Origin of the sequence: Micromonospora sp. SH-82 (assembly GCF_051132485.1) — a bacterium.
GTDB lineage: Bacteria > Actinomycetota > Actinomycetes > Mycobacteriales > Micromonosporaceae > Micromonospora.
Window position 1 is genome coordinate 4105639 of sequence record NZ_CP148049.1, and the last position, 21110, is coordinate 4126748.

At 72.7% G+C, this 21110-nt stretch carries 18 protein-coding genes; 11 read left to right on the forward strand and 7 right to left on the reverse strand.

Annotated features, from left to right (window positions below; translation table 11 throughout):
- Positions 1 to 60 precede the first annotated feature (60 nt).
- Positions 61 to 870 (forward strand): SAM-dependent methyltransferase, encoded by an 810-nt coding sequence (locus WHN02_RS18255; protein WP_434739938.1) that lies wholly within the window; start codon positions 61 to 63, stop codon positions 868 to 870.
- Positions 871 to 920: 50 nt separating this feature from the next.
- A complete protein-coding gene (locus tag WHN02_RS18260; protein ID WP_434739939.1) occupies positions 921 to 1889 on the forward strand; it encodes a DNA polymerase domain-containing protein in 969 nt (322 codons plus the stop codon).
- 58 nt (positions 1890 to 1947) lie between these two features.
- On the opposite strand, the gene WHN02_RS18265 is transcribed toward WHN02_RS18260, so the two are convergent.
- Positions 1948 to 2454, reverse strand: coding sequence for an Lrp/AsnC family transcriptional regulator (locus WHN02_RS18265; protein WP_434739940.1), 507 nt, complete (start codon positions 2452 to 2454; stop codon positions 1948 to 1950).
- Between the two features lie 72 nt (positions 2455 to 2526).
- Here WHN02_RS18265 and pdhA point away from each other — a divergent pair, with 72 nt between their 5' ends.
- From pdhA to WHN02_RS18295, 6 genes are all read left to right on the forward strand, one after another.
- Complete coding sequence (gene pdhA / locus WHN02_RS18270) at positions 2527 to 3744, forward strand: pyruvate dehydrogenase (acetyl-transferring) E1 component subunit alpha (protein WP_434743997.1); 1218 nt, start codon at positions 2527 to 2529, stop codon at positions 3742 to 3744.
- Positions 3741 to 4751 carry an alpha-ketoacid dehydrogenase subunit beta gene (locus WHN02_RS18275; RefSeq protein ID WP_434739941.1) on the forward strand — a complete coding sequence of 337 codons (1011 nt, stop codon included), beginning with the start codon at positions 3741 to 3743 and terminating at the stop codon, positions 4749 to 4751. The genes pdhA and WHN02_RS18275 overlap by 4 nt, the downstream gene beginning before the upstream one ends.
- A gap of 138 nt (positions 4752 to 4889) precedes the next feature.
- Entirely contained in the window at positions 4890 to 6278 is a 1389-nt protein-coding gene (locus WHN02_RS18280) for a dihydrolipoamide acetyltransferase family protein (RefSeq protein WP_434739942.1), read from the forward strand.
- Positions 6279 to 6456: 178 nt separating this feature from the next.
- Positions 6457 to 8142 carry a right-handed parallel beta-helix repeat-containing protein gene (locus WHN02_RS18285; protein ID WP_434739943.1) on the forward strand — a complete coding sequence of 562 codons (1686 nt, stop codon included), beginning with the start codon at positions 6457 to 6459 and terminating at the stop codon, positions 8140 to 8142.
- Positions 8143 to 8463: 321 nt separating this feature from the next.
- A complete protein-coding gene (locus WHN02_RS18290; RefSeq protein ID WP_434739944.1) occupies positions 8464 to 9729 on the forward strand; it encodes an Ig-like domain-containing protein in 1266 nt (421 codons plus the stop codon).
- Between the two features lie 167 nt (positions 9730 to 9896).
- Positions 9897 to 10256 (forward strand): STAS domain-containing protein, encoded by a 360-nt coding sequence (locus WHN02_RS18295; RefSeq protein WP_434739945.1) that lies wholly within the window; start codon positions 9897 to 9899, stop codon positions 10254 to 10256.
- A gap of 144 nt (positions 10257 to 10400) precedes the next feature.
- On the opposite strand, the gene WHN02_RS18300 is transcribed toward WHN02_RS18295, so the two are convergent.
- Positions 10401 to 10769, reverse strand: a complete 369-nt coding sequence (locus tag WHN02_RS18300; protein ID WP_350897970.1) for an FKBP-type peptidyl-prolyl cis-trans isomerase — start codon at positions 10767 to 10769, stop codon at positions 10401 to 10403.
- Between the two features lie 150 nt (positions 10770 to 10919).
- Positions 10920 to 11498 (reverse strand): hypothetical protein, encoded by a 579-nt coding sequence (locus WHN02_RS18305; protein WP_434739946.1) that lies wholly within the window; start codon positions 11496 to 11498, stop codon positions 10920 to 10922.
- 193 nt (positions 11499 to 11691) lie between these two features.
- On the opposite strand from WHN02_RS18305, the gene WHN02_RS18310 reads away from it, so the two are divergent.
- On the forward strand, positions 11692 to 12372 hold the full coding sequence (locus WHN02_RS18310) for a CBS domain-containing protein (RefSeq protein ID WP_434739947.1): 681 nt from the start codon (positions 11692 to 11694) through the stop codon (positions 12370 to 12372).
- Between the two features lie 49 nt (positions 12373 to 12421).
- On the opposite strand, the gene WHN02_RS18315 is transcribed toward WHN02_RS18310, so the two are convergent.
- Both WHN02_RS18315 and WHN02_RS18320 read right to left on the reverse strand, forming a co-directional pair.
- Positions 12422 to 13153 carry a helical backbone metal receptor gene (locus WHN02_RS18315; protein WP_434739948.1) on the reverse strand — a complete coding sequence of 244 codons (732 nt, stop codon included), beginning with the start codon at positions 13151 to 13153 and terminating at the stop codon, positions 12422 to 12424.
- A 74-nt stretch (positions 13154 to 13227) separates the two neighbouring features.
- Entirely contained in the window at positions 13228 to 14337 is a 1110-nt protein-coding gene (locus tag WHN02_RS18320) for a DICT sensory domain-containing protein (RefSeq protein WP_434739949.1), read from the reverse strand.
- A gap of 393 nt (positions 14338 to 14730) precedes the next feature.
- Between WHN02_RS18320 and WHN02_RS18325 the strand changes: the two genes are divergently transcribed.
- Positions 14731 to 15960 (forward strand): hypothetical protein, encoded by a 1230-nt coding sequence (locus tag WHN02_RS18325; RefSeq protein ID WP_434739950.1) that lies wholly within the window; start codon positions 14731 to 14733, stop codon positions 15958 to 15960.
- A gap of 108 nt (positions 15961 to 16068) precedes the next feature.
- Here WHN02_RS18325 and WHN02_RS18330 read toward each other — a convergent pair whose 3' ends face one another.
- A complete protein-coding gene (locus WHN02_RS18330) occupies positions 16069 to 16413 on the reverse strand; it encodes a histone-like nucleoid-structuring protein Lsr2 (protein WP_350897966.1) in 345 nt (114 codons plus the stop codon).
- Positions 16414 to 16825: 412 nt separating this feature from the next.
- Between WHN02_RS18330 and lon the strand changes: the two genes are divergently transcribed.
- A complete protein-coding gene (gene lon / locus WHN02_RS18335; protein ID WP_434739951.1) occupies positions 16826 to 19156 on the forward strand; it encodes an endopeptidase La in 2331 nt (776 codons plus the stop codon).
- 133 nt (positions 19157 to 19289) lie between these two features.
- On the opposite strand, the gene WHN02_RS18340 is transcribed toward lon, so the two are convergent.
- Positions 19290 to 21065 carry a DEAD/DEAH box helicase gene (locus WHN02_RS18340; protein WP_434739952.1) on the reverse strand — a complete coding sequence of 592 codons (1776 nt, stop codon included), beginning with the start codon at positions 21063 to 21065 and terminating at the stop codon, positions 19290 to 19292.
- Between the last annotated feature and the right edge of the window lie 45 nt (positions 21066 to 21110).

Consider the following 21110-nt stretch of genomic DNA (forward strand, 5'->3'; position numbering starts at 1 on the left):
AGGTGTCCGTCCACTCGGGTCCGTTACATTGACCGGTACGCCGACAGATGAGGAGATCTCGTGGTGCAACCCGGTGACGTCGACGCCCGCAGTGCGTCCGAGACCTCCCGTCTCGACCCGTCGGTGGCGCACAACGCCCGGGTGTGGAACTACTGGCTCGGCGGGAAGGACAACTTCGAGTCCGACCGGATGGTCGGGGAGCGGATCCGCTCGATGTTCCCGGTGATCGGGGAGGTCGCCCGGGCCGACCGCCGGTTCCTCGCCCGGGTGGTCCGCCACCTCGCCGGTGACCTGGGGATCCGGCAGTTCCTCGACGTCGGGACCGGCCTGCCCACCGCCGACAACACCCACCAGTTGGCCCAGGCGATCGCCCCCGAGTGCCGGGTGGTGTACGTCGACAACGACCCGATGGTGCTGGTGCACGCCCGGGCCCTGTTGACCAGCTCGCCCGAGGGGGCCACCGCCTACCTCGACGCCGACGTCCACCGTCCCGGCCGGATCCTCTCCGGGGCCCGCGCCACCCTGGACCTCGACCGGCCGGTGGCGGTGATGATGCTCGGCATCCTCAACTTCGTGCAGGACACCGAGGAGGCGTTCGAGATAGTGCGTCGGCTGATGGGGGCGATGCCGGCCGGGAGCCACCTGGTGCTCTCCCACCCCACCCTCGAACTGGGCGGTGCGGCGAACGAGGCGGCGATGGCGTTCTGGAACGAGCACGCCGCCCCGCCGATCCGGGCCCGGACCGGGGCCGAGATCAGCCGGTTCTTCGCCGGCCTGCACCCGGTGACCCCGGGGTTGGTGTCGTGTGCCAGGTGGCGGGCCGACGAGCCGGTCGTCCCGCAGTACGGCGGGGTGGCCCGCAAGCCCTGACCTGGCCGTACTCCGACGGGGGACCGGCACGGCGTCGTACGGTGTCAGCTGTGGCGGTGGCCGAGCAGATCCGGGTCGGGGAGCGGACGGTCCGTGTCTCCAGCCCGGACAAGCCGTACTTCCCCGAGCGTGGGCTGACGAAGCTGGACGTGGTCCGCTACTTCCTCGCCGTCGGCGACGGCATCCTGCGGGCGGTACGGGACCGCCCGACCATGTTGGAACGCTGGCCGCGTGGCGTCCTGCCGGGGGCGCGGATCGGCACCCGGCAGGACAACCGGGGCGACGCCTTCTACCAGAAGCGGGTGCCGGCGGGTGCCCCCGACTGGGTCGGCACCGCGCACATCGCCTTCCCCAGCGGACGTACCGCCGACGAGGTCGCCCCGACGGAGTTGGCGGTGGTGATCTGGGCGGTCAACCTGGGGACCCTGCGGTTCCATCCGTGGCCGGTCTCGGCGGCCGACGTGGAACGTCCCGACCAGCTGCGCATCGACCTCGATCCGCAGCCCGGGGTCGGGTTCGACCAGGTCGTCCCGGTCGCCCACGAGGTCCGGGAGGTCCTGACGGAGACGGGTCTGACCGGGTGGCCGAAGACCACCGGTGGGCGGGGCCTGCACGTCTACTGCTCGATAGAGCCACGGTGGAGCTTCGGTGACTGTCGGCGGGCGGTGCTCGCCCTGGGCCGGGAGGTGCAGCGTCGCCGTCCCGACCTGGTGACCACCACCTGGTGGCGGCAGCAGCGGGACCGTCCGGTCTTCGTCGACTACAACCAGATGGCCCGCGACCACACCATGGCCTCGGCGTACTCGATCCGGCCCACCCCCGCCGCACTGGTCTCGACGCCGTTGACCTGGGACGAGCTGGACGACGCCCGGCCGGAGGACTTCGACGTGCCGACGGTGGTGCAACGGTTCGCCCGGGTCGGTGACCCGCACGCCGCGCTCGACGGCCCGCGCCACTCGTTGGAGCGGCTGTTGGAGCTGGCCGACCGGATCGGCCTGCAGACCCCGCCGACCCACTGACCACCCCACAGGCCTACCGACCACCCACCCGACCCACTGACCACCCCACCCGGCCCGGTCAGTCCCAGGGGCCCGACTCGCCGACGAACTCCTCGAAGACCAGCCAGGTCCGGGTGGACAGGACCCCGGCGATGCTCTGCACCCGGTTGAGCACCACGTCCCGCAGGGCCGCGTTGTCGGGTGCCCGGACCAGGGCCAGGACGTCGTGGTCGCCCCCGATCAGCGCGGCGTGCTCGATGTAGCGGACCCGGGCCAGCTCCGCCGACACCTCCCGCCAGGTGTTCTGCTCGATCGTCAGCCCGACGTACGCCGAGGTGCCCAGCCCGGCCCGCTCCGGTACGACCCGGGCGTGGAATCCGGTGACCACCCGATCGCGCAGCAGCCGTTCCAGCCGGGCGTACGCGTTGGTGCGGGAGACGTGGACCCGTTCGGCGAGGGTACGCACCGACATCCGTCCGTCCCGGCTCAGTTCGGCCAGGATCCGTCGGTCCACCTCGTCGAGGGGCCCGGCCGAACGTCCTGCGTCGCCGTCCCCGGTGCCGGTGCCGGTGGTCTCCTGGCCCATCAGAACCCCCTCAGGGTGCCAAACGTCCCGCCTTGGCCACGGATCTTGAGTCAATCATCCAACGGCAGGAGCATAGGCCCACCACACGTCCAGGAGGTCCCCGCCGTGACGACCACCCCCCAGGCGGCCCGCAGGGCATCCCCACGCAGCCGTCGCCCGGCGAAGAAGACGGCCGCCGACCCGGCCGCCGCCCTGCTTCCCACCGCCGAACCGGTCCGCCTGCTCGACCCCGCCGGAACCCCGGCGGCGAGCCCGACCGACCACGTCATCCCCGAACCCGAGACCCTCCGCGAGCTGTACCGACGGATGGTGGTGGGGCGACGCTTCGACTCCCAGGCCACCGCCCTGACCAAGCAGGGGCGGCTCGCCGTCTACCCGTCCGCCCGGGGGCAGGAGGCCTGCCAGGTCGCCCCCACCCTGGCGCTGCGGGACACCGACTGGGTCTTCCCCACCTACCGGGAGTCGATGGCCCTGGTCGCCCGGGGACTCGACCCCGTCGAGGTGCTCACCCTGCTGCGCGGCGACTGGCACTGCGGGTACGACCCGGCCGCCCGCCGCACCGCCCCCCAGTGCACCCCGTTGGCCACCCAGTGCGTCCACGCCGCCGGGGTCGCCCACGGCGAGACCCTCCAGGGCCGCGACACCGTCGCCTTCGTCTACATCGGCGACGGCGCGACCAGCGAGGGTGACTTCCACGAGGGCGTCAACTTCGCCGCCGTCTTCAAGGCCCCAGTGGTCTACCTGGTGCAGAACAACAAGTACGCGATCAGCGTCCCGCTGTCCCGGCAGACCGCCGCCCCGTCGTTGGCGTACAAGGGAATCGGGTACGGCGTACCCAGCGAGCAGGTCGACGGCAACGATCCGGCCGCCGTGCTCGCCGTGCTCACCCGGGCGGTCGCCCACGCCCGTGCCGGGCACGGCCCGTACCTGGTGGAGGCGCACACCTACCGGATGGAGGCGCACACCAACGCCGACGACGCCACCCGCTACCGGGACGGGGCCGAGGTCGAGCAGTGGCGGGACCGGGACCCGGTCGTGCGGCTGGAGGCGTACCTGCGCTCCGTCGACGCGCTCGACGACGCCGGGGTCGCGGCGATCGCCCAGGAGGCCGAGGAGTACGCGGCCGGGCTGCGGGAGCGGATGAACGCCACCCCCACCGTGGACCCGTTGAGCCTGTTCGACCACGTCTACGCCGAGCCGACCCCGCAACTGGTCGAGCAGCGCGAACAGGTCCGCGCGGAGTTGGCCGCGGCCGAGGCCGACCGGGCCGGGCAGGAGGGGCGGCGATGACCGCGACCACCACCATGGCGAAGGCCCTCAACAGGGCGCTCGCCGACGCGATGGCCGACGACGACCGGGTGCTCGTCTTCGGCGAGGACGTCGGTCAGCTCGGCGGGGTCTTCCGGATCACCGACGGCCTCCAGGCCCGGTTCGGTGACAAGCGGTGCTTCGACACCCCGCTCGCCGAGGCCGGCATCGTCGGGTTCGCCGTCGGGCTGGCCATGTCCGGGCTGCGCCCGGTGGTCGAGATGCAGTTCGACGCGTTCGGCTACCCGGCCTTCGAGCAGATCGCCTCGCACGTGGCGAAGCTGCGCAACCGGACCAGGGGGGCGCTGAGCGTACCCATGGTGATCCGGGTCCCGTACGCGGGAGGGATCGGCGGGGTGGAGCACCACTGCGACTCCTCCGAGGCGTACTACGCGCACACCCCCGGGTTGAAGGTCGTCACCCCGGCCACCGTCGTCGACGCGTACTCGCTGTTGCGGGCCGCGATCGACGACCCGGATCCGGTGGTGTTCCTGGAGCCGAAGAAGCTCTACTTCTCCAGCGGGGAGGCGCAGCTGCCGGTACGCACCGAGCCGATCGGCCGGGCGGTGGTCCGCCGTCCGGGCCGCGACGCCACCCTGATCGCGTACGGGCCGTCGGTGCCGGTCGCCCTGGAGTCCGCCGAGGCGGCCCGGGAGGAGGGCTGGGACCTGGAGGTGGTGGACGTACGCAGCATCGTGCCGTTCGACGACGTCACGGTCACCGCCTCGGTACGCCGGACCGGTCGGGCCGTGGTGGTCACCGAGGCCCAGGGGTTCGCCGGGGTCGGGGCGGAGATCGCCGCCCGGGTCCAGGAACGCTGTTTCCACGCCCTGCACGCCCCGGTGCTGCGGGTCAGTGGGCTGGACATCCCGTACCCGGCACCGATGCTGGAGCACACCCACCTGCCGTCGGTCGACCGGGTCCTCGACACGGTGGCCCGCCTCCAGTTCGACGACCGCCCCGACCCCCGGTGGGTGGTGAACTCATGAGCGAGCAACGCGAGCGAGTCGTCGTCGTGGGTACTCGTGCCGACGCGGAGCGCAGCGAGGTGGTGGCATGAGCGAGCAACGCGAGCGAGTCGTCGTCGTGGGTACTCGTGCCGACGCGGAGCGCAGCGAGGTGGCGGCATGAGCGAGCAGGTGTTCGTGTTGCCGGACCTCGGTGAGGGGCTGGCCGAGGCCGAGATCGTGCAGTGGCTGGTCGCCGTGGGGGACACGGTGGCCGTGGACCAGAGCGTGGTCGAGGTGGAGACGGCCAAGGCGGTCGTCGACGTGCCCTGCCCGTACGCCGGGCGGGTGGTCGCCCTGCACGGCGCGGCCGGTGAGGTCCGTCCGGTGGGCCAGCCCCTGATCACCGTCGCCGCCTCCGGCGAGGCCGGGGCGGAGCCGGCCGGGCACGCCGTCTACCGGGAGGAGGAGCGGGCCGGTTCCGGGAACGTCCTGATCGGGTACGGCACCGGGCACGGGGGCGCGGGCCGTCGTCGCCGCCGGGCCGGGCTCGCCGTCGTCGCCGAACCGTCGCAGCCGGGGGCGCCGTCGTCCCCGGCGGTGCCCGGGGTGACGACTCCGCCTCCGGTTCCCGGTGCCGGGATCGCCGGGCCGCCGCCCGGGCCGGGTGGCGTCCTGGTCATCTCGCCGATCGTGCGTCGGTTGGCCCGCGACGGCGGCGTCGACCTGAGAACCGTCACCGGCACCGGCCCGGGTGGGGTGATCCGCCGGGCCGACGTGGAGGCGGTGGCCTCCGTCGGGTCGACCCCGGCCACCGAGGCCCCGGCCGTCACCCCCTCGACCGCCGACGCTCCGGCGGCGCCCCCTGTCGGCGACGCCGACGTGGTCGTGCCGTTGACCGGGATCCGGCGGGTGATCGCCGACAAGCTGTCCCGCAGCCGGCGGGAGATCCCCGAGGTGACCATCTGGGTCGACGTGGACGCCACCGGGCTCCTGGCGACCCGGGCGGCGATCAACGAGGCCCAGCCGGACCGGCCGGTGGGTCTCCTGGCGCTCCTGGCCCGGATCTGCCTGTCCGGGCTGCGCCGTTTCCCGCAGCTCAACTCGCAGGTCGACACGGCGAACCAGCGGATCGTCCAGTTCGCCGGGGTGCACCTGGGGATCGCCACCCAGACCGATCGGGGGCTGGTCGTCCCGGTGCTGCGCGACGCCCACCGGTTGACCACGACGGAACTCGCCGCCGAGTTGTCGGCGACCACCGCCGCCGCCCGGGCCGGGACCCTGCCCCCCGCCCGGCTGACCGGCGGGACCTTCACCCTCAACAACTACGGGGTGTTCGGGGTGGACGGGTCCACCCCGATCATCAACCATCCGGAGGCGGCGCTGCTCGGCGTCGGGCGGATCGTGGACAAGCCCTGGGTGGTCGACGGGCAGCTGGCGGTCCGCAAGGTCACCCAGCTCAGTCTCACCTTCGACCACCGGGTCTGCGACGGGGGCGTGGCCGGGGGGTTCCTGCGGCACGTCGCCGACTGTGTCGAGCAACCGGCCCGACTGATCGCCGCCACCTGATCGACCCCGATCCCGGCCCCGACCGTCGTGCCGCAGGTCGGGGCCGGTGGGCGGGGCCGGTGGGCGTCGGTGCCGCCGTCGGCCGGTTTCCGGCGGCGGGGGCGGGGAACCCAGCGGGGCGGCCGACGGCGGTCGTGGCGGCCCGGGGTGGCCGTGCGCTCTCGGGAGGGGTACGCCGATGCCGTTCCAGGGTCTTCCTCCGGCGGTACGGGAGCGCCGGTCGGCGGTGGCCGGGGCGCCCCTGTACTGCGACGCGCAGGAGTTCGGCCTCGAGGGTGACGGGGTGACCAACGACCAGCCGGCGCTCGCCGCCCTGGTGGACCGGCTCGGGGACGGATACGTCGCCGACGGCCGGGCCCGGATCATCTACTGTCCTCCGGGGATCTATTCGATCCGGGACGCGGGGACCATCTGGCGCAGCGGGGTGTCGCTGATCGGTGCCGGTCCCGGGGCGACCCGTTTCCTGCTGAGCAACGAGGGCAACCGGGCCGAGCCCACCCCGCTGGCCTTCTGGACGACTGTGCAGCACGGGGCCGACCGGGACCGGCACATCGCCGACTGCACCTTCGCCGACTTCGAGATCGACGGCTCGGGGGTGGCGATGGCCGAGTACAGCTACCTGGCCAAGGGGTTGGGGTTGCAGTACGTGGTGCGGGGGCAGTTCCGCAACCTCTACATCCACCACACCGCCGCCACCGGGTTGGGCTGCGACTTCCTCCAGGACAGCGTGATCGATTCGGTGGTGGTGGTCGGGTGCGGCCGGTTGGACGACGGCGAGGAGATGGGGGGCGCGGGCATCGGTGTCGGGATCGGCGGGTGGGGGGACATCGAGCGGTTGACCATCGCCAACTGCACCACCGTCGGCAACGGCACGAACGGGATCTTCCTGGAGTTGCAGAAGGACACCTGGGTCCCGCCCCGTGGGTACCGGATCATCGGCTGTCACAGTCAGGGCAACCGGTTCGGGATCTCCGACTGGGGTGCCGACGGGCTGATCGTCACCGCCTGCACGATGATCGGCAACCTGGAGGCCGGGTTCGACGTCTCCGCCGAGGGGACCTCCGGGGTCGCCGGTCGGGGCGGGTTGGTCACCGACTGCGTCATCGACGGCAACATCCGCGACGGGGTGAGCGTGGGGAACACCCCCGGGCCGTACACGGTGCGCGGGAACCGGATCACCGACAACGGGGCGTACGGCTTCCACCAGCACAACCTCAGCCACGGTACGGGTTTCCGGGGGCCGGCCGGCGAGGTGGTGATCGAAGGCAACGACTTCTGGGGCAACGGGTTGGACGCCATCCGGGTCGACCAGCCGATGTCGGACGCCATGATCGTGGACAACCGGATCCGTAACAACGGCAGGCAGTGTGCGGGTGCCGCCGAAGGCGGTGGCGAGTCGGTCCGCTACAGCGACAGGTACGTGGTGGACCGGAGGGCGGACTGGCCGCACGACGGTCACCGGGGCAAGGTGCTGCGGGTGGGGGAGCGGATCGCCGTGGTGGCCGCCAACACCGGCACGGAGCTGACCCTGGCCCCGGTCCGGCCGGGGGCGAACTCGGCGTGGAGCGGGGACACCCCGTCGCCGGGCACCCGCTACGAGCTGCCCGCCGCGCCGACGACCCGGGCCGGGATCACCGTCAACGCCGCTGTCGACCAGGCCACCGTCCGGGGCAACCGGATCTGGGACAACCACGAGGTACGCACCCAGAGTCACGGTCTGTGGATCACCGATCGGGGCAGTTGTGTGGGGTGCCGGGTCGAGGACAACGATCTCGGTGGCAACGCCGAGGCCGCTACCCGTCTCGACACCCCTCCGGTGGGTGGCCGCTGGGACCGCAACCACGTCGACCAGGACTGGTCCTGACCTCTCGCCCCACCGTCGCCGTCGGCCGTCCGCCCCGCACCCGGGCGGCTCGCGTGTCCGCCCTGCACGCGGGCGGCTCGCGTCCCCGCCCCGCACCGGGAACCGTGCCGGGCACCGGGTGGGATCGGACGAGTGGGCACCGGGACGTATCGCCGCCCCGTCGGCTCGCCAAAGGAGTCGTCGGGACCCTCCCCGCCCCCGCAGGACGAAACCGGATAATTGTCGCCGGTGATCGTCGTAGGTGAATGTGACAAAAGTTCGGCGGCGTTACCCCGCACCTGGTGACAATGTCCAGGTGAGCAGCGGAAACGGGGGGACGCTATGCGATTGAAGCGGCGGTTGGGACTGCTGACGGTGGCGATCGTGGTGGCACCGACGGCGGTTGCCGGATGCACCACGGAGAGGAAGTCCGTCGAACGGGCCGAACAGCGGGCGAACCCGCCGGAGGTGACGAGTGTGACACCGGCGGACCGGGCGCGGGACATCCCGATCAGCGCCGAGGTGGGAGCCACCGTCACCGACGGCCGGATCACCGCCGTCAAGATCACCGACGACCGGGGTGGGCAGGTCGCCGCCGAGCCCCGGGAGGACGGCTCCACCTGGGTACCCACGAAACCGTTGGAGCCCAGACGGAAGTACACCGCCGAGGTGACGGCGACCGGTGACTCCGGCCGGACCAGTACCCGCCGGACGACGTTCACCACAATGGCGGAATCGACCCGTCCGGCGGTGACGAGTGTGCTGTATTTCGCCGGTGACCGGACGTACGGCACGGCGATGCCGGTGACTGTGGCATTCGACCCGCCGATCGCCGAGAAGGACCGCGCCGACGTGCAACGGCGACTGTTCGTCCGGACGAACCCGCCGCAGCCCGGCGTCTGGTCCTGGATCCCCGACGGCAGTCAGGTCTACTACCGGGCACCGGACTTCTGGCGTCCCGGCACCACGATCAGTGTCCGGTCCGCCCTGGAGGGCCTGCCGATCGGCAAGGAGAAGGTGGGGGACGCCGACCGTACCGCCACGTCGACGATCGGCCGGCAGGTCTCGTTGGAGGTCGACAACGCCACCAAGCAGATGTCGGTGTTCCGCGACGGCAAGCTGGTCCGCCGGATCCCGGTGAGCCTCGGCAAGCCGAGCACCCCCAGCTCCAGCGGCAAGATGGTGATCATGGAGAAGCACGAGTACACCACCTTCGACACCCGGGGGGAGCCCGACGGCGGGTACGTCGTCGACGTCGAGGACGCCCAGCGCTACACCTGGGGTGGCGAGTTCATCCACGCCGCTCCCTGGTCCGAGGGGGACCAGGGCAACACCAACGTCTCCCACGGCTGCGCCAACGTGTCGTCGAGCGCTGCGGACTGGCTGATGGGGGTGACCCAGGTCGGTGACCTGATCGAGGTCAAGGGCACCGAGGTCCAGCTCCAGCCCGGCAACGGCTGGACGGCCTGGAACGTCACCTGGGACGAGTACGTCAAGGGCAGCGCCCTGCCGGTGCCGGCGGGTCTGGGTGCCCCGGGCGGCTCGCAGGGGCAGGGCCGGCTCGGGGGCGGGTCCCCGGCTCCGGCACCGTCGGGCAGCGGCGGCTGAGGTCGGCGGCGGGGTGGGGTCCCCGCTGCGGCGTGCCCCCTGACCCGGATCGAGACCGGTGTCATCCCTGGGGATGAGAGGGTGCAGGTCAGGGTCTTACCCTGGGCGGACCCGGATTCGGTCGGCGGAGGGGTGGAACTGTCGCAGTCCGGCGGTAGGTTCGGAACATGGCAGAGGGCAGTGAGCGGTTCGACGTGCGGATCGCCGTCGACGAGCACGCGGTGAACATGTGGGCGGTCGGTGAGGTCGACATCGCCACCGTGGGACAGCTGCGTGGGGCGCTCTGGGCTGCTCCGGCCCGGCCGGTGCTGTGGCTGGACCTGTCCGGCGTGCGACTGCTCGCCGCCACCGGGGTGCGGGCGCTGGTCGCCGCGCACCTGCGGATCCGGGCCAGGGGCGGTGAGCTGGTCCTCGTCGATCCGGATCCGGTGGTGGCGCGGGTGCTGCGGGCCACCGGGCTGCACCGGGTGATGCGGGTCCAGTCGGGTGCGACGCCGACGGGGGGCGGCGCTCTGCTGGCCGCCTGACGGGGGAGCGGGGGCCGCCACCGTGCGGTGCGTGGGGCCTTCGGCGTCCCGGGCACCCGCCGGTCGGCCCCGTTCCGGCGGCCAGACCGGCCTCGGGGTGGCCACCGCCGTGGCGGGGCCACCCCGAGGCCGGATCCGCGTCGATCAGCGTACGTCGAGCAGGTCGACCACGAAGACCAGCGTCTCGCCCGGCTTGATCACGCCGCCGGCACCCTGGTTGCCGTAGCCCAGGTGCGCCGGGATGGTCAGTCGCCGCCGGCCGCCGACCCGCATGCCGACGACACCCTGGTCCCAGCCGGCGATGACCCGGCCGCCTCCCAGCGGGAACTCGAACGGCTGTCCCCGGTTCCACGAGGCGTCGAACTCGGCGCCGGTGGAGTGGGCGACCCCGACGTAGTGCACCCGCGCCGTCTGACCGGCACGCGCCTCCGCTCCCTCACCGACGGTGATGTCCTCGATCACCAGGTCGGCCGGGGGCGCACCCTCGATCGGGCCTACCTCGGGCTTGTCCATGTGTGGCCTCCTGCTCGATAGATCGTTGCCGTCACAGTCGATCCTGCCGGATCGCGATCCGCTGATCTCCCCCGGTACCCGTCACGACCACGGACGGTGGGCGTCACCTGGGGTGACGCCCACCGTCGCGGGGGAGGGAACCGGTGCCGTTCATCGCAGCCAGGGCAGCCGCCGCACCAGGGGGAGACCGGCCCAGAACCGGCCGAGGCCGAGGGTGTCGCCCGCGCCGACCAGGGCCAGCCCGGCGAGGAGGGCGGCGTGGATCAGGTGCTCGTCCATGAAGGGGTTGGTCTCCGGGGGCAGGACGACGGTCCACATCATCACGTAGAGCAGCCCCCCGGCGACCGCCGCGACCCGCATCCCGATGCCGAGCATCAGCGCCGTTCCGATCCCGGCCAGGCCGGCCATGAACAGCCAGTCCGCCCAGGTGGCTCCGGCGATGCCCTGGTAGAGCCCGGCGAAGGGGCCGGTGGCGCCGAAGGCGAGGAAGCCCTGGGTCGGGCTGCCGCCGTTCACCCAGGCGTTCTCCGCCGGGGTGGCGAACCCGAGACCGAAGGTCTTGTCCAGGAAGGCCCAGAGGAACGTCCAGCCCAGGGCCAGTCGGATTGCGGCGAAGACGAACCGCGCGGCCCGCGCTCCGGGCCGCTCGCCTCCGGCCGCCTCGGCTGCGCCCCGCCCGGTGCCGGTGGTGGCGGTGGTCCGCTCGGTGGTGGCGGTCATGGTCTCCACGTCCTCTCCTGTGCCGGCCACCGCACCTCGGCGGTGGCGGTTCCCATTGGACGCCGGTCCGGCGGTCCCGGGCAGGGCCGACCGGGCCCGTCCCGACCGGGACCTTCGACCCCTGCGGCACCGGGCCGGGTGCCTCTGCCGACGACCGGGGCGGCGTCCGTAGCGTCGGCCCCGACGAGGGCAGGAGGAACTGATGCGTGCCTGGCAGGTGGGTGACGTGATGACGGGTGACGTCGTGTCGGTGGCGGGGGAGACCCCGTACCGGCAGGTCGTCGACGCGGTGCTGCGCCACGGGATCAGCGCGGTCCCGGTGGTGGACGCGGACCGTCGGGTGCTCGGGGTGGTCTCCGAGGCGGATCTGCTGCACAAGATCGAACACTCGGGGCACCCGCAGCAACGGCGGATCTTCGTCGGCCGCCGCGACCGGGACGCCCGGGAGAAGGCCGACGCGCTGCTCGCCCGGGACCTGATGACCGCACCGGCGGTGACCACCCACGCGGACGCCCCGCTGCCCGCCGCCGCCCGAACGATGGCCCGGGAACAGGTCAAACGCCTGCCCGTCCTCGACGACCTGGGCCGGTTGGTCGGCATCGTCACCCGCAGCGACCTGCTCCGGGTGCACCTGCGCAGCGACACCGAGATCCGTATGGACGTGATCCAGGAGGTCCTGCGTCGCGTGCTCGCGGTCCGCGACGGGCTGGTCTCGGTCCAGGTGCGCGACGGGGCCGTCACGTTGACCGGTCGGCTCGACCAGCGCACCGACGTCGAGGTGGCAGGTCGGCTCACCACCCGGATCAGCGGGGTGGTCCGCGTGGTCAACGAGATCTCCTACGACCTCGACGACCAGGCTCCGGCACCCGACCCGGTGCGCTGACCCGACGCGCAGGGGCCGGTTCGCCGCACCGGCGGCGCGACCCGGTGCTTCAGGGGCTGGTCACCGGCCGGGCGAGCTGGTCGGCGAGCACGGCCGGGGCCTGCGCCAGCGACGGCCCGTACCAGGTGAGGTGCCTGCCGCTGACCAGCGCGCAGGGGACACCGGGGAAGGCCTCCGGGCCGTCGTCCGCGGTGAACAGGTACGGCTCGTCGGGCAGGACCACCAGGTCGGGTCGTCGTCCCCGCAGATCCGCCAGGTCGGGCCGGGGGTAGCGGTCGGGGTCGGCGGCGTAGAGGTTGGTCACCCCGAGCCGGTGCAGCACGTCACCGGCGAAGGTGTCGGAGCCGAGCACCACCCACGGCCGTCGCCAGACCGGGACCACCGCCCGACGGGCGACCGCCGGGTCGGCAGCGGGCAGCGCGGACCAGGCCCGCCGGGCCGCTACCAACCACCCCGGTTCCCCGGGTACGCCGAGCGCGGCGAGCAGGTCGGCCAGTTCGGTCAGCGCCTGCGGCACCGTACGCGGATAGGTGACCCGGACCGGGACCCCGGCGGCGGTGAGGGCCTCGGCGTCCTCGCGCCGGTTCTCCTCCACGTTGAGCAGCACCAGGTCCGGCCGCAGGTCGAGCACCCGTTCCAGGTCGGGATACTTGCTCCCGCCGACCCGGGGGACGTCCAGGTCGGCCGGGTGGGTGCACCAGTCCGTCGCCCCGACGAGCACCTCCGGGCGGGTCACGGCCACCGCCTCGGTCAGCGACGGCACCAACGACACCACCCGCACCGTCCACCTCCGCTGCTGTGCCGACCCGCTCGCGGCGGGTCGGCCGGTCTGCCGTGCCGGTCCGCCGAGGCGGGTCAGACCATCGGCGGGGCGGCGGCCAGGGTGGCCACCGGGACATCCTCCCGCACCGCCCACCGCAGCGCCTGCCGGACCTCGGCCACCGGCAGCGGTCGGCGGGCCGTCACCGCCACGACGGTGTGGACGGCGAAGCTGACGAACGGGTACGACCGGGTCTGCCCGGCGACCGACTCGTGCAGCCGTTGGGCGGCGGCGACCGCCTCCTCCTCGGAACGGGCCGGCAGGATCAACAGGTACTCCCGGTCGGCGAGGCGTACCGCCCGATCGGCGGGGCCGAGCACGCCGGTGAGGACCCCGAGCACCGCCTGCGCCTCCCGGGCCGCCCCGCGCCGGACCACCCGGTCGGCGGCACCGGCCGACTCGCCCAGGCTCACCCCGATCAGCGCCACCGGCAGCACCCCCGAGGCGGTCACCGCGTCCGCCCCGGTCCAGTGGGCCATGCCCGCCTCGTCGAGGATCCGGACCGACTCGTCGGCCGCGTCGGGTCGTCGGCCGGGGGTCGGGACGGTGCGGTACGCCCGGTCGGCCCGTCCGGCCAGCAGCCGGGCCGCCGCGTCGACCCGGGCCTCACCTGCGGCGGCCGGCAGGTCCCGGACCCGGCGTACCGTCTCGTCCACCGCCGCGCGGGCGTCGGCGGGCAGCCGGTCGGCGAGCACCTCCCGCAACCGCAGCACCTCGTGCAGGGCCTCGTCGCGGCGGAAGCTCCACCAGGCGTCGAAGAGCCGCCCGGACTCCACTGTGGACGCATCGGACGCCACCTCGACGCGGTCCCGGGCCACCAGGACACCGCCGAAGCGGGGGGTCAACGCCACCACGCTCCACTCCCGGGCCAGGTCGTCGTTCTCGTCGAGGGACACCGCGTACGCCCCCGGGGGAGGCAGCACGGGGTCGGCCCCGACCAGGCCGACGACTGTCGCCGCCGCCCGCGCCGCGATCCGCTCGTACCGTCGCCGCTCCCTGTCGAAGTACGGCAGCCGCTGGAACAGGGCGAACACCACCAGCGGGCCGTCTTCTGCGGTGGCCGACGCAGCCCGTTCGATCGCATGCGAGACGGTGACCAGGCTGCGCTTGCTCAACTGTTCGGGTACCGGTCCACTCTGCCGCACCCCGCGAGCCTAGCCGTAGCCGGTGAGCCGGATCGGCGGCCCGGGGGCGTACGGCGACGGCCTGCTGACGTCCGTCGTATTCCGGTGACGCGTCGACCCCGGACGGACGACGGCCTGTCACCGCGACGACGCCTTCGGCGACCGATGGAAATTCCTCACAGATTCCGGAGAACCGGTTGAACCCTCGTCGGCGTGGGGCCGTACTCCTGCGCGAATGAACACGATCTTCCCCCGCGTCCGCCGGCGTGGGGCGACGGTGCGGAAAGGGCATCGTCGGTCATCGACATGCGACCGGAGGTGTCGCAGTGTCCTCGACGTGGTGTCCCCACCCGAATTCCCGTCGGTCCGCCGAGGGCACGAGTCAACTACCGGATCGAGAAGGAGAGCAATTCGATGCGCAGGTCCACACGGGCGCGACGGTCATCCGGTAACGCGCGGAGCAAGCGGCTGGTGGCCGTGGCCGGCACCCTTGCGGTCTTCGGCGGAATCGTCGCCGTGACCCAGATTTCGTCTGCGCAGGACCGGCCCGCGGTTAAGAAGCCGGTGGCTGCGGAGTGCGTGGCACCCCCGCAGGGGGCGGCCGACAGGAACGGCAGTGGCATCACTGTCAACGAGCAGAACGGCCGGGAGGTCCGCAACTACTGGGGCGACGGACAGATGTCCAAGGCCCAGTGTCAGTCGCTGCAGGCCGGCAACGCGATCGCGACGATCAGCTGCCCGGACCCCACCGACCGGTTGCCCCGGGAGATCCCGGCCCGGGCACAGCGTGAGGTGTCGCGCAACCTCGCCCTGCTGACCACCCAGATCGAGGAGGCCAACCGGCGTCTGGCGGCCGAGGGTCGCAAGGGGCAGGGCTTCGTCGACAACGCGATCCTGGGGCCGCTGGCCGCCAAGCGGAAGGCGACGCTGGACCGGATCGCCATCGCCATCGGCCGGGTCGCCGAGCGGCCGCAGGGCCTCGCCGAGTTGGCGACCTGTCAGGTCGTCAACGTCAATCCCAACAACGGGAACAACAACGGCGGCAACAACGGCGGCAACAACAACGGCGGGAACAACGGGGGCAACAATCCCAACAACGGGCTGGACGTGCTCGCCCAGGACTGCGAGAGCAGCCGCCTGGAGGCGCACGACGGTTTCCAGCGCGGTGACCGGTGCGTCAGCACCTCCTTCGGCGAGGTCGGCAGCGCCGGCAACAACCCGTCCCTGCTGATCACCGAGTTCCCCGAGCAGGTGCAGGCCAACCAGGCGTTCACCCTGCGGGTCTCGACCCGCAACCTGGTGCGCGACCGGTTCCTCCCGGCCGGCCAGGGCGGCTACTACCTCGAGGGTTCGGTGCTCAACGGGGAGGGCCTGACCCGAGGGCACTTCCACAGCGCCTGCCGGATGCTCGGCGACACCAACCAGGCGCCGGACCCGGCGCCCGCGCCGGCGTTCTTCGTGGCGACCGAGGACGGGGCCGGTGGACGCAACCCGGACGAGGTCGCGATCCAGGTCCCGGGTCTGCCCCAGGAGGGTGTCGCCCAGTGCGCGGTGTGGGCCGGTGACGGCTCCCACCGGGTCCCGATGATGGAGCGGGCCAACCAGACCCCCGCCTTCGACGTGGTGCGGATCCAGGTCGGCTAGTCGACCGGTGGTGCGCAGAAGCCGCCCGGGAACCCTCCCGGGCGGCTTCTGCGCGTCGTGTCGCCGGTGCCCGTCGGGACGGGGAACCGGTGTGAACGTCACACGAGGTCAGCGGTTCTTGTACGCCTCGACCACCGAGACCGGGATTCGACCCCGCTCGGAAATCTCGTGCCCGTTCTTGGCCGCCCATTCCCGGATCGCCCGGTTCTGCTCGCGGTCCATTCCGGTGATCGGACGGCCACCCCGGCGCCCCGGACGGCTGCTCTCGACCGGCCCGCGTCCGATCCTGCGGCCGGCATTGATGTACGGGTCGAGGGCCTTGCGCAGCATCCCCGCGTTCTCGTCGGAGACGTCGATCGTGTAGGTGACGCCGTCGAGGCTGAACTCGACGGTGCGGTCGGCCTTTCCGCCGTCGAGGTCGTCGGTCAGAACCGTGATTACTTTCCTTGCCATCGCCCATTACTCCCTGTGTGTGGCGGGTGTGGGTAAAAGTTTGACCCACCGGCGGGCAATACCGCAACAATATGCGTGCCTTCATTCGGCGGGTCGTCATTGCCGGGCTGTTAAGCCGTTCGTCACCTGTGGAAAGTGCCCGGTCAGGCGCTCCTCAATCACCCTGTGGGGTCGACGGGTCCGGCGAGTGCTCGCGTTCGCCCGCGACTCCCGAGCGTGAAACTTCCGCAACCGCGCTGCCCACTTTTGCTCATGCTTCTGTCCGTGAATTCGCAGCAGGTGCCGGAGCGGGTCGTACGGTCGGCCGACGATCTCCCACCACCTGCGTGTCCCGGGTCACACCGAGGAACAAGCGGGCCGGGCCGGGGACTTGAGTCAGACACGCTCAAGTCAACCTGATGGCAGGTGTCCGATGGCAACTCTTCCGGTACTACCCCTGACCGACGCCGTCCTGCTGCCCGGGATGGTCGTCCCGGTGACCCTCGACCCGAGCACCCAGGCCGCCGTCGACGCCGCCCGCGCCACCGGCGACCAGCGGCTGCTCGCCGTACCCCGCATCGACGGGGAGTACGGCCCGGTCGGCACCGTCGCCACCATCGAGAAAGTCGGCCGGTTGCCCGACGGCGAACCCGCCGCTGTCGTGAGAGGCCTCACCCGAGCCCGGATCGGGTCCGGCGTACCCGGCCCCGGCGCCGCCCTCTGGGTCGAGGCGGCGACCCTGACCGAACCCGCCCCGGCCGGACGGGCCCGGGAACTCGCCCGCGAGTACCGCGCCCTGATGACCTCCGTGCTGCAACAGCGGGGGGCGTGGCAGGTCGTCGACGCCATGGAGCGGATGACCGACCTGTCCGAGCTGGCCGACTCCGCCGGCTACGCGCCCTGGCTCACCCTGACGCAGAAGACCGACCTGCTCACCGCCCCGGACGTCACCGCCCGGCTGGAACTGCTCGTCGGGTGGGTCCGTGAGCACCTTGCCGAGCAGGAGGTCACCGAACGGATCAACACCGACGTCCGGGAGGGGCTGGAGAAGTCCCAACGGGAGTTCCTGCTGCGTCAGCAGCTCGCCGCCATCCGCAAGGAACTCGGCGAGGAGGAGCCGGACGGTTCCGCCGACTACCGCGCCCGCGTCGAGGGCGCCGACCTTCCGGAGAAGGTCCGCGAGGCGGCACTGCGTGAGGTCGGCAAGCTGGAACGGGCCAGTGACGCCTCACCGGAGGCGGGCTGGATCCGTACCTGGTTGGACACGGTCCTGGAGATGCCGTGGAACGCCCGTACCGAGGACGACACCGACCTGGCCGCGGCGCGGGCCGTGCTCGACGCCGACCACGCCGGACTCGCCGACGTCAAGGACCGGATCCTGGAGCACCTCGCCGTGCGCAACCGGCGCGCCGAACGTGACCTCGGGGTGGTCGGTGGACGGGGATCCGGCGCCGTCCTCGCCCTGGCCGGCCCGCCCGGCGTCGGCAAGACCAGCCTCGGTGAGTCCGTCGCCCGGGCCCTCGGCCGCAACTTCGTCAGGGTCTCCCTCGGCGGCGTCCGCGACGAGGCCGAGATCCGGGGGCACCGGCGCACCTACGTCGGGGCGCTGCCCGGCCGGATCGTCCGGGCATTGCGGGAGGCCGGTTCGTCGAATCCGGTGGTCCTCCTCGACGAGGTGGACAAGCTCGCCGCCGGCTACGCCGGTGACCCGGCCGCCGCCCTGCTGGAGGTGCTCGACCCGGCGCAGAACCACACCTTCCGGGACCACTACCTGGAGGTCGACCTCGACCTGTCCGACGTGCTCTTCCTGGCCACCGCCAACGTGGTCGAGGCGATCCCCGGCCCCCTGCTGGACCGGATGGAACTGGTCGCCCTGGACGGGTACACCGAGGACGAGAAGGTGGCCATCGCCCGTGACCACCTGCTGCCCCGACAGCGGGAACGGGCCGGTCTCACCGCCGACGAGGTCACCGTCACCGACGCCGCACTCGCCCGGATCGCGGGGGAGTACACCCGGGAGGCCGGCGTACGGCAGCTGGAGCGGTCCCTGGCGAAGATCCTGCGCAAGGTGACCGTGGCGCTGGCCACCGACAGCGAACCGGTCCGGGTCGACGTCGAGGACCTGGCCCGCTACCTGGGTCGACCCAAGCACACCCCGGAGTCGGCAGAGCGTACCGCCGTGCCCGGTGTCGCCACCGGGCTGGCCGTCACCGGCGCCGGTGGGGACGTCCTGTTCGTCGAGGCGTCCAGCATGGAGGGCGAGCCGGGGTTGACCCTGACCGGTCAGCTCGGGGAGGTGATGAAGGAGTCCGCCCACATCGCCCTGTCCTACCTGCGGTCGAACGGGCGGCGGCTCGGCCTCGACCCGAACGCCCTCGCCGGTCGACGGATCCACCTGCACGTGCCGGCGGGCGCGGTCCCCAAGGACGGCCCCAGCGCTGGTGTCACGATGGTCACCGCGCTGGCCTCGTTGGCCGGTGGCCGCCCGGTCCGCCCCGAGTTCGGGATGACCGGCGAGGTGACCCTCTCCGGCCGGGTGCTACCCGTCGGCGGGGTGAAGCAGAAGCTGCTCGCCGCCCACCGGGCCGGGCTCACCGAGGTCGTCGTCCCGGAACGCAACGAGCCGGACCTCGACGACCTTCCCACCGAGGTACGGCAGGCGCTCACCATCCACACCCTCGCCGACGTCGCCGACGTGCTCGCCCTGGCGCTGCGCCCGGCCGACGCCGACACTCCCACCGGAGACGCCCTCACCGCCGCCTGAGCCCGTCCGGACGGTCCCGCCCCGCGCACAGCGCACGGGGTGGGACCCGTCCGCGTAGGGTCTGCGTCGACCGTCGGAGGGCGACCCGCGCCGACCCGGTCCGAGACGTCGTCCCGACCGGGTCGGCGCGGGGTCAGCGTCGGTCGCGGGACTCGAACCGGCGGTCCCCGCCGTCCCGGTCGCGCGGCTCGAACCGGCGGTCCCCGCCGTCCCGGTCCCGGCGTACTGTCGCCCGCCGACCCTTGATGGTGCTGGCCCGCAGCCCGGCGATCACCTCCTCGGCCACCGCCGTGGGCACCTCCACCAGGGAGAACCGGTCGGCGATCTCGATGGAGCCGATGTCCCGGCCGCTGATCCGGGTCTCCCCGGTGATCGCGCCCACCAGGTCCTGCGGCCGGACCCCGGCCCGCCGACCCAGCCCGACGAAGACCTGGGTGGTGCCGGCGGTGCGGGGGCGTGCCGGGCGTCGGTCGCCCCGGGCGTCGGTCCCCGGTCGGTTCTCCCGGTTCGGACGGACCGCTACCTGCGGGATCTCCTCGTCCTCGTCGGTGCTGCCGGGCAGTGTCGCCTCGTGGGCCAGCTTCACCGCGGCGAGGGCCACCTCCATCAGGTCGAACTCGTCCGACAGCGACTCGACGATCACCCGGAACGGGGTCAGGTCGTCCTCCAGGAGGCTCTCCCGCAGGGCGGCCTGGGTCAGCTCCAGCCGCCGGGTCCGCAGGTCGGCCACGGTGGGCATCTTGTCGATCGCGATCCGCTGACCGGTGACCCGCTCGATGGTCTTGAGCATCCGGTGTTCCCGGGGCTCGGCCAGGGTGATCGCCACCCCCTCCCGACCGGCCCGGCCGACCCGGCCGATCCGGTGCACGTACGACTCGGCCGCGGACGGCACGTCGTAGTTGACGACGTGGCTGAGCTGTTCCACGTCCAACCCCCGGGCGGCCACGTCGGTGGCCACCAGCAGGTCCGCCGTCCCGGAGCGGAGCCGCCCCATCACCCGGTCCCGCTGCTCCTGGCTCATCCCGCCGTGCAGCGCCTCGGCCCGGTAGCCGCGTCCGTTCATCGTCTCGGTGAGCCGGTCCACCTCCTCCCGGCTGCGGCAGAACACGATCGCCGCCGTCGGGGACTCCACGTCCAGCACCCGGCCCAGCGCGGCCGGCTTGTGTGCCCGGGCCACGATGTACGCGCTCTGCCGGACCCGGGGAGCCTCCCCGGCCACCGGCTGCTCCCGGGCGATGAGGATCCGGACCGGGTCGGTCAGGTGCGCCCGCGCCATGCCGTCGATCCGGGCCGGCATGGTGGCGGAGAACAGCACCGTCTGCCGCTCCTGCGGGGTGTGCTCCAGGATCGCCTCGATGTCCTCGGCGAAGCCCATGTCGAGCATCTCGTCGGCCTCGTCGAGCACGACGGTGGAGAGCTGCCCCAGACGCAGGGTCCCCCGGGCGATGTGGTCCAGGGCCCGGCCGGGGGTCGCCACCACCACGTCCACCCCGCTGTCCAGGGCGCGTAGCTGCCGGCCGATGGGCTGCCCGCCGTAGATCGGCAGGACCCGGGTGCCGAGGTCCTTGCCGTACCTGTGGAACGCCTCGGAGACCTGCACTGCCAGTTCCCGGGTGGGCACCAGCACCAGGGCCACCGGATCGCCCTCGGTACGCCCCGCCGGCATCCGCTGCAACAGCGGCAGGGCGAAGGCGGCCGTCTTGCCGGTCCCGGTGGCCGCCTGCCCGAGGAGGTCACCGCCGGCGAGCAGGGGAGGGATCGCCTCCCGCTGGATCGGGGTGGGCTCCTCGTAGCCGAGCGCGGTGAGCGCGCGGAGAAGTTCGGCGCGCAGCCCGAGATCCGCGAAGGCGCTCGCCTCCTGCGGGTCGCCGCCGGTGGTCGTTTCGATCGGTGCGGGTGCGGAACTCATGGGTAGAGCTTTTCATCACCGACGTCGGCGCCTTTCGGCGACCGG